Below are 12,730 nucleotides of genomic sequence, written 5' to 3' on the forward strand. Positions count from 1 at the left end.
TTATGGGTGAGCCTTCGTCAGAACCCGGCGACTATGCCGCAAAGACTTTGTGACTGTCCAGTTCTCTGCAATAGCCAGCACGATGACCGATGTTTGCGCAAAATATGTGACTGACTGATTAAATCCGGTCATTCGCTCTGGCAACACGTTCGGCGAAGTCGCGGGCGTTGATCTCGCCGATCACCCGCACATCGCGGCGTTCTGCCCCGTCCTTGCCGAAGAACATCAGCGCCGGTGGCCCGAACAGGCTGTAGCGGTCGAGCAGGGTGCGCTGTTCGGCATTGCTCGCGGTGATGTCGAAGCGGATCAGTCGATAGCCCTTGAGCCGCTCCACCACCGTGGCGTCATTGAGCACTTCGTGTTCGATGACTTTGCAGCTGATGCACCAGTCGGCGTACCAGTCGAGCAGCAACGGGGTGCCGGCGGTTTTCGCTTCGAGCAGTGCCCGATCCAGTTCCGCCGGGGTGCTGACGGTCTGCCACGAGCCGCTGTTTTGCGCGGTCGAGCCGCTGTCGGCAAGTCGTGCCGGGGCTATTGGATTCAGCGGGTCGGTCTGCCCGCTGAACGCGCCGTACCAGCAGGCCAGCGCATAAAACAGCAGGAACAGGCCCAGCAACTGGCCGAGGCGTTTGCGCGGCGGTTTGTAGACGAATTCCAGAGCGCCGAGGAACAGGCCGACGCCGCCGGCCAGCAGGCCGATCAGCAGCAAGGTGATCTGTCCCGGCAATACCCGGCTGAGCAGACCGATCGCCAGCCCGAGCAGCAACACGCCGATGCCGTTCTTCACGTACATCATCCACGGCCCGCTTTTCGGCAGCCACGCCGCGCCGCCGGTGGCCACCAGCAACAGCGGCGCGCCCATGCCCAGGCCGAGCATGAACAGCTTCAGGCCGCCACCCAGCGCGTCGCCGCTGGCGCTTATATAAAGCAGTGCGCCGGCCAGCGGTGCGGAAACGCACGGCGATACCAGCAAACTCGACACCACACCCAACACCGCCGCGCCCCACAACGAGCCGCCTTCGGTGCGCCCGGCGATCCGGTCGAGGCGGCTGCTGATGAAGTGCGGCAGTTTCAGCTCGAATACGCCGAACATCGCCAGCGCAAACACCGCAAAAAACATCGAGAACGGCACCAGCACCCACGCCGATTGCAGCCGTGCCTGCAAATTCAGTTGCGCGCCGAAGAGCCCCATCAAGGCCCCGAGCAGCGCAAAGCACGCGGCCATCGGCAGCACATAAGCCAACGACAGATTGAAACCACGCAAACCGCCGACTTGCCCGCGCAACACCACACCGGACAGGATCGGCAGCATCGGCAATACACACGGCGTGAAGGTCAGGCCCAGGCCCGCCAGGAAAAACAGCGCCAGATCTCGCCAGTCCCAACCGGTCACCGGAGCGGACGCCTCACGTGCCGCTGCGTTGCCCTCGATGCTAAGGCGTTCGGTTTCCGGTGGATAGCACAAACCCTTGTCGGCACAACCCTGATAGGTGACGGCCAGCGTGAAGGCTCGGGCATCACTGCGTGGCAGCTCCACATCGAGAATGCCGTGGTAGACCTCGACGTCGCCGAAATACTCGTCGTGTTTCTGTTCGCCTTGCGGCAGTTGTGCGGCGCCAAGTTTTACGTCCGCCGGCTCGGCGCGAAATTGGAAACGGTGGCGGTAGAGGTAATAGCCTTCGGTGGCGACGAAGCGCAGTTTGACCGATTGCGGCGTGCTCTCGACCAGACTCAGTTGAAAGGCTTCGCGCACCGGCAGGAAATCGGCGCTGTTGTTGACCGAGCCCAGCGTGGCGCTGGGTTTGCTGTCGAACAGACCGGCGGCGCCGGCCGGCAGGGCGAAGACGAAAAGCAGCAGGCAGAGCAGACGGCGCATGACAATCTCGCGAATCAAAGGTGCGGGAATGATAGCGGACTTGGCCCTGAGCTGTGTGTCACACGCGGAACGCCTGCACGGCGGTGTGCAGCTGACCGCCCAGCAACAGCAGGTTCTCGCCTTGCTCGCGGCCCTGACCGATGCGCAGCAGATTGTCCCCGCCCAACTGGTGAATCCGCTCGCTGTGATCGCGGATCTCGCTGACCGCGCCGCTCTGTTGCGCGGTGATGTCGGCGATGCGGATGGCCGTGTCGGAGATGGTCTGGATCGCGCCAACAATCTTGTCCAGCGCCCCGTCCGCCGATTGCGCCTGATTGGCGGTGGCTTCGGCATGTTCGACCTGTGCGCGCATGCCCTCGACCGATTGCCGGGCGGCGGTTTGCAGGCCGGCGATCAGGGTCTGGATTTCGGCGGTGGCGCCGGCGGTGCGTTGTGCCAGTGAGCGGACTTCTTCGGCCACCACGGCAAACCCACGGCCCATTTCCCCGGCGCGGGCGGCTTCGATCGCCGCGTTGAGCGCCAGCAGGTTGGTCTGGTCGGCAATCGAGCGGATTACCGTCAGCACGCCGCCGATGGTCGCCGACTCTTCGGCCAGGTGTTCGATCATCTGCGCGTTGCCTTGCACTTCGCCGACCAGCGCGTGCAGGCCGGTGAGGCTCTGGCCGATCACCTGTTGCCCGTGTTCGACCGCCAGCCCGGCATGGCGACTGGCGTCGGCGGCCCGGCGCGCATCGCCGGCCACTTGCTGAATGGTCGCTTCCAGTTCGCCGAGAGAATCACGGATCAGCGCGGTATCGCCGGCCTGATGTTCGGCACCGCTGTGCAAGTCATTGCTCAGTTCGGCGAGGGTGCGGCTGCTGCCCGCCACCTGCTCGGCATTGCCGCGAATGGTCCCGACCAGATCCACCAGGTAGGCGCGCAAGCGATTGAGCGAGGCTTCGATGTCGTGCAGTTCGCGGTTGGTCTTGCCCAGATGAATGTCGCGGCTGAAGTCGCCTTCGGCCCAGGTTGACAGCGCCGGCGCGAGGTTGGTCAAAGTGCGGGCCAGGCGCCGCTGCAGGGTATCGATCAGCAGTGCGATCAGCAGAATCAGACCGATCATCACGCCTTGCATCAGCCGTACTTCGCCCTGGATCTGCCCGTGCTGGGCGCGTACCACCGGTTCGAGGCCGGCGATGGCTTGTTGCACGGCGGCGATTTTCTGGTGGGTTGCGGTGCTCAGGTCGGTGCGTTTCTGGATCTGCTCGCGGGTGCGCGCCAGCTCCGCCGGATAACGGCCGAGCAAACTGTTGAGTTCGCGTTTGAGGCCGACGCCGGCGTCTTCGGCGGCGGCTTTTTCGGTGCTTTCGATGCCCATCAGCGCGGCGAAGTCGTCGCTGCCGGACTCACTGCTGGCGACCACACCGAGCAAGGGCAGGGCATCGATCGTTTGGGCCTGGGCGCGGATGTTGCTGACTTCGCGCTCGACATCGGCGGCCAGTTCACTGCGTCCGCTGCTGACCAGTTTGTCCCGGGCCAGCGACAGTTTGCCCAAATGTTGAGAGGCAATCAGCAGGGGTGTCAGGTAGGTCGCGTCACCGCCGGCGTAGGTGCTGAGTTGGTCGAGACTGGCGCTCAATTCGCGCTCGGCCTGCAATAGCAACGCCTGCGGATCACCGGCGAGTTTGCCGGCGGCCAGCAGGTCGGTCTTGCTGAATTCATCGAGGCCGCTGAGGCTCGGGCGCAAGGTGTCGGCCAGCGCGGGCGGCAGCTCACCGAGTTCTTTCTGCAATTGATCGATGGCCTGACTGGCGCTGCTCAGGCGCAGGGCGTCGCCGCTGGCGAGGTAATCCTCGACGTTGCGTGCCACGTCATTCTGAAATTGCTGCGACAGGCCCAGGTAACGCTCCATCAACAGATACGGGCGTTCCAGGGCTTTTTGCGACCACCACAGCGTGGCGCCGAGGGCCAAGCAGACGGCGACCAGCAACAGGGTATTGAGATTGGTGAGCAACTTCAGGCGCATGACGGCTACCAACGGCAGAATGGTAAGCGCCTGAATTTATTGCGGTTCTGTTACAGGGTTATGACCGACTGGGGTGATTCCGATGAAAAAGTGGCACTTTGCTTTGAGTCCCGGGCGGTCTGCACCCGATTGCGCCCTTCGCCCTTGGCGCGGTACAGCGCCTCGTCGGCCTGGCTGGCCATCATCAGGCTGTCGGAGTCGTCGCGCATCTCCACCACGCCGGCGCTGAAGGTACACCACAGATCCTGCGGCTGGGCCGGATAGTGAATCTCGGCAAAGCGCTGGCGGATTTCGTCGAGCACTTTGTGCGCGGCTTCTATATCGGTGTCGGGCATGACGATGGCGAACTCTTCGCCGCCGTAACGGCCGATGAAGTCGGTCTTGCGCAGACGCTGCTTGAGGAACAGCGCCAGGCTCTTGATCACCCGGTCGCCCATGGGGTGGCCGTGGCTGTCGTTGACCCGTTTGAAGTGGTCGATGTCGAGCATGGCAAAGCTCAACGGCTTGTTCTCGCGGCGGGCGCGGAACGAACAGTCTTCGAGCAATTGCAGAATGTGCGTGTGGTTGTAAAGGCCAGTGAGGCTGTCGCGGACCATCCGTGCTTTCAGGTTGCGCGCGCGGGCGGCGCGGTTGCGCACGGTGGTGATCAGGTGGCGCGGCTTGATCGGCTTGGTCAGGAAGTCGTCGCCGCCTTCGCTCATGGCGTCGAGCTGTTTGTCCAGATCGTCCTCGGCCGACAGGTAAATGATCGGCACGCTGACGTAGCGATCGTTATGACGAATGACCTTGGCCAGCTCGGTGCCGGTGCAGGCCGGCATGTACATGTCGAGGATGATCAGGTCTGGCTGGAAGTCCGCCAGCTCGGCCATGGCCTGGATCGGTTCGATCAGGGTGCGGGTGACGATCCCGGCGCTGTTGAGCAGGCGTTCGGTGTGCAGGGCCTGGGCGCGGGAGTCGTCGATGATCAGCACTTTATAGGGTTCGTACTGGGCGACGCAGGTCAGGACTTCGATCTTCTCCAGCAGGCTCGAGGCTTCGAGGGTACCGGTGAGAAATTCCTGGCCACCGGCGCGCACCGCTGCGAGGCGGGTCGGGGTGTCGGTTTCGTGCAGGCTGAAGAACAGCAGCGGCAGCGGTTCTTCCAGACCTTGCTGGGCTTCAGCGGCGAGCTTCAGACCGACGCCGGCGCCGCTGAAATCCACGTCCATGACAATCGCGGCCGGCAGGCGCTCGACCATTGAGGAGCGAAACGCCGACACACTGTCCAGCGCCTGGGCGCTCAGACCGAAAAACTCCAGCTGCTTGGCCAGCCGCTCGGCGCGGTCGTGATCCTGCAGCATCACGTAGATCGGTTTGCGCAGGGGCGGCAGGAAGGTCTGATCGAGCTGATCGCCATGGCGCAGCCCGGTGCGCGACAGACGCTGCATCAAACGGTTGAGATCGGTGATCAGGCCGCTGCTCAGGCGTCCGCGATTGGCGTCCACCGCTTCCAGCGACTGGCTGATGTGGCGGGCCAACTGCGTGTGCTCGGGCTGTTCGAAGCGCTCGGCAAAACGCAGCAGGCGCAGATTGGCCTCGCTCAGTTCGGCGAGGTCGGCAGTGGACCACTCACTGCGTTGCAGGCGCTGCCATATCTCAAGAATCTGACGTGCCTGATGAATTACCCGCTGGGCAAAGTGGTGCTTGAGGCGCTCACGGCTGGGGTCTTCTGGCTCGGTCATATCCTGACTACTAGTTAGGGTGCATGCTGAGATCGACTGGTGGCTCTATGCTAGCACCTCTTTTCCCTTACATGAGTGTCGTACGTCAATAATCTGCTGTGCGTCACCATTCAGTTTCTGACTGCCGGGTTTCAATTTGAACCTGATCGTCGGTGAAGCCCCCATCTGCCGGGCATTTGCCGATCTGCGCAACCATGAATTTACCGGAGCGCGGGGAAGGGATGGCAGGGTCTTTGTGCTGTCCCGTTGCGGGTATCGGCAGCGCAATGGCGATGAATTCGCTATCGGGGAATCCCTTAGGGCGGTCTGTCCCGGCCTTGTGTCGGGTGGCGAGGCAGCGCCTGTCAATATTGACGGGTGCCCGGTCGAGGCACGTTGTTGTATGGTTGTGGTCGAACCGTTGAACCCAAGATTGAAAGGATATCGCCATGCTGGACTGGAAGAACCGCGCGGGCAGCGCGCCTGAACGTGCCGCCGAGCCCAAGTCGGCCGCCCGCAGCTATGTCGGCGGGCTGTTGTTCAGCCGGGCGCTGGCCACGTTGGTTGCCATTTACCTGTTGGTGACCATTGGCCTGGGTTGGTACTGGAGCCAGGAGCCGGCGCTGTTTCCCGTGGCGCAGAACGCTCAGGTTGCCGCCGAGAAAGAGGGCAAGCAGATGGTGGTCGGCTACACCACCGTCGAAACCCTGAAAACCGTTGCCGGCACTTTGCTCGACAAGCCGGGCGGCTATATTTCCAACGACCGTTTCCCGCCGGGCCTGTGGATGGACAACATGCCGAGCTGGGAATACGGCGTACTGGTGCAGGTCCGCGACCTGACCCGTGCCTTGCGCAAGGACTTCGCCCGCTCGCAGTCGCAATCGGCTGAAGACGCCGACCTGGCCAAGGCCGAGCCGCGCTTCAACTTCGACAACAAGAGCTGGATCCTGCCATCCAGCGAATCGGAGTATCAGGAAGGCATCAATTCCCTGAGCCGTTATCAGGCGCGCCTGTCCGATCCGACCCAGAAAAATGCCTTGTTCTATGCCCGTGCCGACAACCTGAACAACTGGCTGGGTGATGTCGGTACTCGTCTCGGGTCGCTGTCGCAACGCCTGTCGGCCAGTGTTGGCCGGGTCAAGCTCAACACCGCGCTGAAAACCGAAGTGCCGGCGGTGGGTGAAGTGCCGCAGGTCGACGAGGAAGTCGTCGAGACTCCGTGGATGCAGATCGACAACGTGTTCTACGAAGCTCGCGGTCAGGCCTGGGCGCTGTCGCACCTGCTGCGCGCGATCGAGGTCGATTTCGCCGATGTGCTGGCAAAGAAGAACGCGACCGTCAGCGTGCGTCAGATCATCCGCGAACTGGAAGCCTCCCAGGAACCGATCTGGAGCCCGATGATCCTCAATGGCAGCGGTTTCGGTGTGCTGGCCAACCACTCGCTGGTCATGGCCAACTACATTTCCCGGGCCAACGCGGCCGTGATCGATTTGCGTCAACTGCTCAATCAGGGCTGAGTCATGGACGAGAGCGCCAGAGAGGCGGCCCACCGCGCCGCCTCGGATGCCGAACAGATCGCCTGGGTCGACGAGCAGGACAACCTGCTCGGCGCCCTGGTGCGTTCGGACCTGCGAGAACGCGGACTGATCGGCCGTGGCACCTACATCATGCTGTTCAACTCCGCCGGTGAACTCTGCGTGCATCGGCGCACGTTGAGCAAAGCCATCTATCCCGGTTACTGGGACGTGGCGGCGGGCGGCATGGTGCAGGCGAACGAGACCTACGCCGAGTCGGCGGCCCGTGAGCTGGAGGAAGAGCTGGGGGTGAGTGGTGTCGAACTGACGGCCCACGACCATTTCTACTTCGAAGACACCGGCAATCGCCTGTGGTGTTCGGCGTTTTCGGCGGTGTGGGACGGGCCGTTGATCCTGCAGCCGGAGGAGGTGCTCGAAGCGCGCTTCATTCCGATCGAACAGGTCATGCGGGAAATCGAGCAAAAGCCTTATTGCCCGGACTCTCTGGCAGCCTTGAAACGTTATCTGAAGGCTCAGCAAAGCAACGTCGCAAAGAACACATAAATTGGCGCCGATTGGCACTTAGCAATCGGCGTTTTTGCCGTTACACTGCGCGACCTTTTCAAGCTGCACCGGCCTGCTTTTATTGAAGAACCGGTGCAGTAGCGCTGCCCCTGCCTGAGTGGGGCTTCGCGGTCGATAGCCTTGCCCAAGGCTGCGATCAGTCTTTGTCCTCCCGAGAGGATTGCCGGTGGCCAAAAAAGCCGCATCCTTCGCCGCCCTGGGCGGCCTGGTATTTTCCACCGACGCAGGTCGTCATTGCCCGGAATGCAGCAAGCCGGTGGACGCCTGTATCTGCAAGCAAACCGTGATCCCGGCCGGCGACGGCATTGCCCGTGTGCGCCGCGAGAGCAAGGGGCGTGGCGGCAAGACGGTGACCACCATCACCGGCGTGCCTCTGGCCGAAGACGCACTCAAGGAGCTGGCGACAACGTTGAAGAAACGTTGCGGCACCGGCGGTGCGTTGAAAGACGGGATCATCGAGATCCAGGGCGACCATGTCGAGCTGCTCCTGGCCGAGTTGGTCAAGCACGGCTTCAAAGCGAAGAAGTCCGGCGGCTAGCAGCCTCTGTGAAACCCACCGGCGGCTTGATTCAGCTCCAGAGTCCCTGGGCCTGACGTCGTTTCCATGGTTTTCACAGAGCCTGTTCATGACCGGTTTCTAAACTCAACGCTGTCAGCGCGGTCTACCGCCCCGCTGACGAACCGTCATTTTCATTCTTTAGACTGCGCCGGCCTGCGATCAGGCGACGCACTATGACTTCTTTATAGGGGACTTCGATGTCCGTACGACGCACACGCAAAGACGATGGCAGCCAATGGACAGTTGCGGACAGCCGCAGTGTTTACGGGATTCGCCATTGGGGGGCCGGGTATTTCGCGATCAATGACGCCGGTCGCGTCGAAGTTCGTCCGAACGGCCCGAGCAGCTCGCCTATCGATCTGTTCGAACAAGTCGACCAACTGCGCAAGAGTGGCTTGTCCCTGCCGCTGCTGGTGCGTTTTCCCGACATCCTGCAAGACCGCGTCCGTCAGCTGACCGGCGCTTTCGATGCGAACATCGAGCGTCTGGAATACCAGAGCAAATACACCGCGCTGTACCCGATCAAGGTCAACCAGCAGGAAGCGGTGATCGAGAACATCATCGCCACCCAGAACGTTTCGATCGGTCTGGAAGCCGGCTCCAAGCCCGAGCTGCTGGCCGTGCTGGCGCTGGCGCCGAAGGGCGGCACCATCGTCTGCAACGGTTACAAGGACCGCGAGTTCATCCGTCTGGCGCTGATGGGCCAGAAGCTCGGCCACAATGTATTCATTGTGATCGAGAAAGAATCCGAAGTCGGTCTGGTGATCGAAGAGGCCGCCTCGCTCAAGGTCAAGCCGCAGGTCGGTCTGCGCGTGCGTCTGTCCTCCCTGGCGTCGTCGAAGTGGGCGGACACCGGTGGTGAGAAATCCAAGTTCGGTCTGTCGGCGGCGCAACTGCTGTCGGTGGTCGAGCGTTTCCGCGCGGCGGGCCTGGATCAGGGCATCCGTCTGCTGCACTTCCACATGGGTTCGCAGATCGCCAACCTGGCCGACTACCAGCACGGTTTCAAGGAAGCGATCCGTTACTACGGCGAGCTGCGCAACCTCGGTCTGCCGGTCGATCACATCGACGTCGGTGGTGGCCTGGGTGTGGACTACGACGGTACGCACTCGCGCAACGCCAGTTCGATCAACTACGACATGGATGACTACGCCGGTGTCGTGGTCGGCATGCTCAAGGAGTTCTGCGATGCGCAGGCGCTGCCGCATCCGCACATCTTCTCCGAAAGCGGCCGCTCGCTGACCGCGCACCACGCGATGCTGGTGGTGCAGGTCACCGACGTCGAGAAACACAACGACGAAATCCCGTTGATCGAGAACAAGGAAGCGCTGCCGGAAACCGTGCAGTGGCTGGTTGACCTGCTGGGCCCGACCGACATCGAAATGGTCACCGAAACCTACTGGCGCGCCACCCACTACATGAGCGACGTGGCCGCCCAGTACGCCGACGGCAAACTGACCCTGGCCGAGAAGGCCCTGGCCGAGCAGTGCTACTTCGCCGTATGCCGTCGTCTGCACAACTCGCTGAAGGCACGTCAGCGTTCGCACCGTCAGGTGCTGGACGAACTCAACGACAAGCTGGCCGACAAGTACATCTGCAACTTCTCGGTATTCCAGAGCCTGCCGGACACCTGGGCGATCGATCAGGTGCTGCCGATCATCCCGTTGCACCGTCTCGACGAAGAGCCGCTGCGTCGCGCGGTGCTGCAGGATCTGACCTGCGACTCCGACGGCAAGATCAACCAGTACGTCGACGAGCAGAGCATCGAGACCAGCCTGCCGGTGCATGCGCTGAACGAAGGTGAAGACTATCTGCTGGGCGTGTTCCTGGTCGGCGCCTATCAGGAAATTCTTGGCGACATGCACAACCTGTTCGGTGACACCGACTCGGTGAACATTTACCAGAACGCCGACGGCAGCGTTTACCACGCCGGCATTGAAACCCACGACACCATCGAAGACATGCTGCGCTATGTGCACCTGTCGCCGGAAGAACTGATGACTCACTATCGCGACAAGTGCGCCAGTGCCCGCATCAGCGCCAGCGAACGCACCCAGTTCCTCGATGCCCTGCGCCTGGGTCTGACCCGCTCCTCCTACCTGTCCTCCTGAGGCCAGGTTCCGCTTTTATCTGGTTGTCTGAAATTGTTCCGCCCACCGCGGACGTTTCAGATGACCGGGTGAGACGCTTCTTTTTCTCTTCGCGAAATGGCCTGTTTCCAAGCCAGCAAAGTGACGTTGTCTGCTTTTCGCGTAGGTCATTTCCGAATTTGTAGTTCGGCCCTCTACTCGGCCATGGGTCTCGGCGAGAATCCCCGCCCGCCCCCCTGTAGAGAATCCCCCCATGTTCGATCCAGCCGACGAGCCGTCGTTTCGTCTCGATGTAGCGGGCCTGTCCGACTCGCTTGAAGTCCTGGCATTTACGGGTTGCGAAGCCATCAGCGAGCCTTTCGCGTTCGAGATCGACTTGCTGGTCGATGATCCGCACCTGGACCTTGCCGGGCTGATGTATCGTTCGGCGCGCCTGTGTTTCGGGCCTTGCGGCAATGGTATTCACGGGCAGTTGCATAGCCTTGTCCAGCATGAACAGGGGCGCAGCGCCCGGTTGTGCCGGGCGCGGCTGGGGCCGCGGTTGAGCTGTCTGGGACTGCGCTACAGCCAGCGCATCTTCAGCGACCGCTCGGTGCCGCAGATTCTGGATCAGGTGCTCAAGGAGCACGGCATCAGTGGCAACTGGCGTCGGTTCGATCTGCAAGGCGCTTATCCGCCCCGGACATTCTGCACCCAGTACGGCGAGTCGGATCTGCAACTGGTACAGAGGCTGTGCGGACAGGCACGCATTCACTATCACTTCGAGCAAGGGAGCCAGGGGCATTGCCTGGTGTTCGGTGATGACCCGGCCCGGCTGCCACGCGCCGGCAACCTGCAATTCGAGAGCGAAGATGGAGCGCCGTCGCCGCCAGTGCGCCGCTGGCAACTGGGCGAGCATGCCCGCCTGCACGCAAAGGGGCCGCGGCGGACACTGACGGCTCAGGGGCATTCCGATTCGCCAACCCTGCGCAGTGGTCACTGGTTGACGATTTCCGGCGAGCCCTTGGCAGACGCCAATACGGACTGGCTGGTGAGTCGAATCGAGCATCGAGCCGATCAGTCGCTCGAGCCGCCCTACAGCAACCGGATTTTTGCCCTTGACCAGTTGCCGGAGCCTCGATCACCCGTTGAATACCGCGGTGCTCGCATGTGCAGCCCACAGCGTGCCTGGGTGGTGTCGGTCGAGGAGACGCAACCTGATGCCGTGCGGCCGGTGGCCGTTCAGTTCGACTGGCTTTATCAGGGCGAAGGGGCCCGCCCCAGCCACTGCTGGCTGCCGCTGGCGCCGGCGTTGGCCGATACGCCGATGGCATCATTGAAGGACGGGGTAGAGGTGGTGGTGAGCTTTCTCGAAGGTGACCCTGAGCAGCCCGTGATCAGTGGCGTCTTGCAGGTCCCGGCACTCATCGAGGGCATTGAGGATGACGCATCGTCAACGCTGCCCGAGCGCCTGGATACCGCCGGCGTGCCTCAATGGTTGAAGGCGGCCGAGCCTCTGTTGTTGCTGTGCCTGATACCGGGGGGCGGCAGTTATCGCCATTGCTCGGCGTCACTGTGCAGCTGTCGATTGGTCGCCGGGCTCAAAACGAGCGATGGAAGATGAGCGGCGCAGCCCCCGGACAACGCGCTCAATGGTTGTTGCTGGATATCGCACAGGCGCCTCAGGCAGTGAAGACGTTACGTCAGGGATTCTCCGGTGTGCACTGCCTGCAGCTGTTTGACGGTACCGAGTTTCAGCCGGTCAGTGAGCAAGGCCCATGGCTGATCGACCTGCGTGATTGCCCGGCGCTATCGGCGCTCTGCCACACCGATCCCATGACCTGGCAAGGGCTGCTGCTGGGCAGCGAGGTCTCGGCGCAGACACTGCGCGAACACTTGCAGCGGATGCTGACCGTGTCCATCGGCCTGAATCACCGGGCACTGCTCAATTTCTACAATCGGCAGACCGCCAGTTACTTTTTCGATGCCTGCGATGCCCGGCAATTGAGCTGCTGGCTTGGGCCGATCGGATGGCTGCGCTGGTTCGGCGGGACTTGGGCCGATCTGGCTGCTGGCAGTCAGGGCTGGCAGCAACTGCGCAATCCGGGGCTGGCCGTGGAGCCGCTGCGCATCGAGCAAAGCCTGACCCGTCAACAGCGTGAACGCTTGCACCGTTGCCTGCTGGATCAGCATGTCTGGCGCTGGAGTCAGGCGACGGGAAACAACTTTCGGCTGATATCAGCCTTTCAGGAACAAGGTCTGGCACTGGGCTTCAGCGAGCAGACGCTGCTGGACGACTGGTTGTGGTTGCGTTTGCTGCATCCGCGTGCCGAGCTGATGCCGCTGCCGCAAGGTTTGACTCCGCGAGAACGACTCGAACTGTTGCGTCGGCGCTGGTTGAACGATCCGTCGTGAAGCATCG

At 62.3% G+C, this 12,730-nt stretch carries 9 protein-coding genes; 6 read left to right on the top strand and 3 right to left on the bottom strand.

The window, feature by feature from the left end:
• Positions 1-118: 118 nt before the first annotated feature.
• The 3 genes from K3819_RS03125 to gcbA are packed head-to-tail and all read right to left on the bottom strand — an operon-like array spanning position 119 to position 5,602.
• The gene (locus K3819_RS03125) at positions 119-1,876 is read right to left on the bottom strand and encodes a protein-disulfide reductase DsbD (protein ID WP_085611006.1); all 1,758 of its coding nucleotides are present in this window, start codon (positions 1,874-1,876) and stop codon (positions 119-121) included.
• 58 nt (positions 1,877-1,934) lie between these two features.
• A complete protein-coding gene (locus K3819_RS03130; RefSeq protein ID WP_221398609.1) occupies positions 1,935-3,881 on the bottom strand; it encodes a methyl-accepting chemotaxis protein in 1,947 nt (648 codons plus the stop codon).
• A gap of 50 nt (positions 3,882-3,931) precedes the next feature.
• Positions 3,932-5,602 (bottom strand): diguanylate cyclase GcbA, encoded by a 1,671-nt coding sequence (gene gcbA / locus K3819_RS03135; RefSeq protein ID WP_039772046.1) that lies wholly within the window; start codon positions 5,600-5,602, stop codon positions 3,932-3,934.
• A gap of 428 nt (positions 5,603-6,030) precedes the next feature.
• On the opposite strand from gcbA, the gene K3819_RS03140 reads away from it, so the two are divergent.
• The 6 genes from K3819_RS03140 to K3819_RS03165 all read left to right on the top strand — a co-directional run bounded on the left by K3819_RS03140 (position 6,031) and on the right by K3819_RS03165 (position 12,723).
• Positions 6,031-7,098: a DUF2333 family protein gene (locus K3819_RS03140; protein ID WP_039772049.1), complete on the top strand. Its 1,068-nt coding sequence runs from the start codon at positions 6,031-6,033 to the stop codon at positions 7,096-7,098.
• 3 nt (positions 7,099-7,101) lie between these two features.
• Entirely contained in the window at positions 7,102-7,659 is a 558-nt protein-coding gene (locus K3819_RS03145) for an NUDIX hydrolase (RefSeq protein WP_085611003.1), read from the top strand.
• Between the two features lie 187 nt (positions 7,660-7,846).
• Entirely contained in the window at positions 7,847-8,218 is a 372-nt protein-coding gene (locus tag K3819_RS03150) for a translation initiation factor Sui1 (RefSeq protein ID WP_007951016.1), read from the top strand.
• A 218-nt stretch (positions 8,219-8,436) separates the two neighbouring features.
• On the top strand, positions 8,437-10,350 hold the full coding sequence (speA, locus tag K3819_RS03155) for an arginine decarboxylase (protein ID WP_039772053.1): 1,914 nt from the start codon (positions 8,437-8,439) through the stop codon (positions 10,348-10,350).
• A gap of 232 nt (positions 10,351-10,582) precedes the next feature.
• On the top strand, positions 10,583-11,932 hold the full coding sequence (locus tag K3819_RS03160) for a type VI secretion system Vgr family protein (RefSeq protein ID WP_221398610.1): 1,350 nt from the start codon (positions 10,583-10,585) through the stop codon (positions 11,930-11,932).
• Positions 11,929-12,723 carry a DUF4123 domain-containing protein gene (locus K3819_RS03165; protein ID WP_085610999.1) on the top strand — a complete coding sequence of 265 codons (795 nt, stop codon included), beginning with the start codon at positions 11,929-11,931 and terminating at the stop codon, positions 12,721-12,723. The genes K3819_RS03160 and K3819_RS03165 overlap by 4 nt, the downstream gene beginning before the upstream one ends.
• Positions 12,724-12,730: the final 7 nt, after the last annotated feature.

It is taken from the genome of Pseudomonas sp. 3-2, from assembly GCF_019710535.1.
Classification (GTDB): Bacteria; Pseudomonadota; Gammaproteobacteria; order Pseudomonadales; family Pseudomonadaceae; genus Aquipseudomonas; species Aquipseudomonas pharyngis.

Bases quoted from the DNA above. Each gene is read 5' to 3' on its own strand.
- K3819_RS03140 (WP_039772049.1), top strand. From the start codon at position 6,031: ATGCTGGACTGGAAGAACCGCGCGGGCAGCGCGCCTGAACGTGCCGCC.
- speA (WP_039772053.1), top strand. From the start codon at position 8,437: ATGTCCGTACGACGCACACGCAAAGACGATGGCAGCCAATGGACAGTT.
- K3819_RS03130 (WP_221398609.1), bottom strand. From the start codon at position 3,881: ATGCGCCTGAAGTTGCTCACCAATCTCAATACCCTGTTGCTGGTCGCC.
- K3819_RS03160 (WP_221398610.1), top strand. From the start codon at position 10,583: ATGTTCGATCCAGCCGACGAGCCGTCGTTTCGTCTCGATGTAGCGGGC.
- K3819_RS03145 (WP_085611003.1), top strand. From the start codon at position 7,102: ATGGACGAGAGCGCCAGAGAGGCGGCCCACCGCGCCGCCTCGGATGCC.
- gcbA (WP_039772046.1), bottom strand. From the start codon at position 5,602: ATGACCGAGCCAGAAGACCCCAGCCGTGAGCGCCTCAAGCACCACTTT.
- K3819_RS03165 (WP_085610999.1), top strand. From the start codon at position 11,929: ATGAGCGGCGCAGCCCCCGGACAACGCGCTCAATGGTTGTTGCTGGAT.
- K3819_RS03125 (WP_085611006.1), bottom strand. From the start codon at position 1,876: ATGCGCCGTCTGCTCTGCCTGCTGCTTTTCGTCTTCGCCCTGCCGGCC.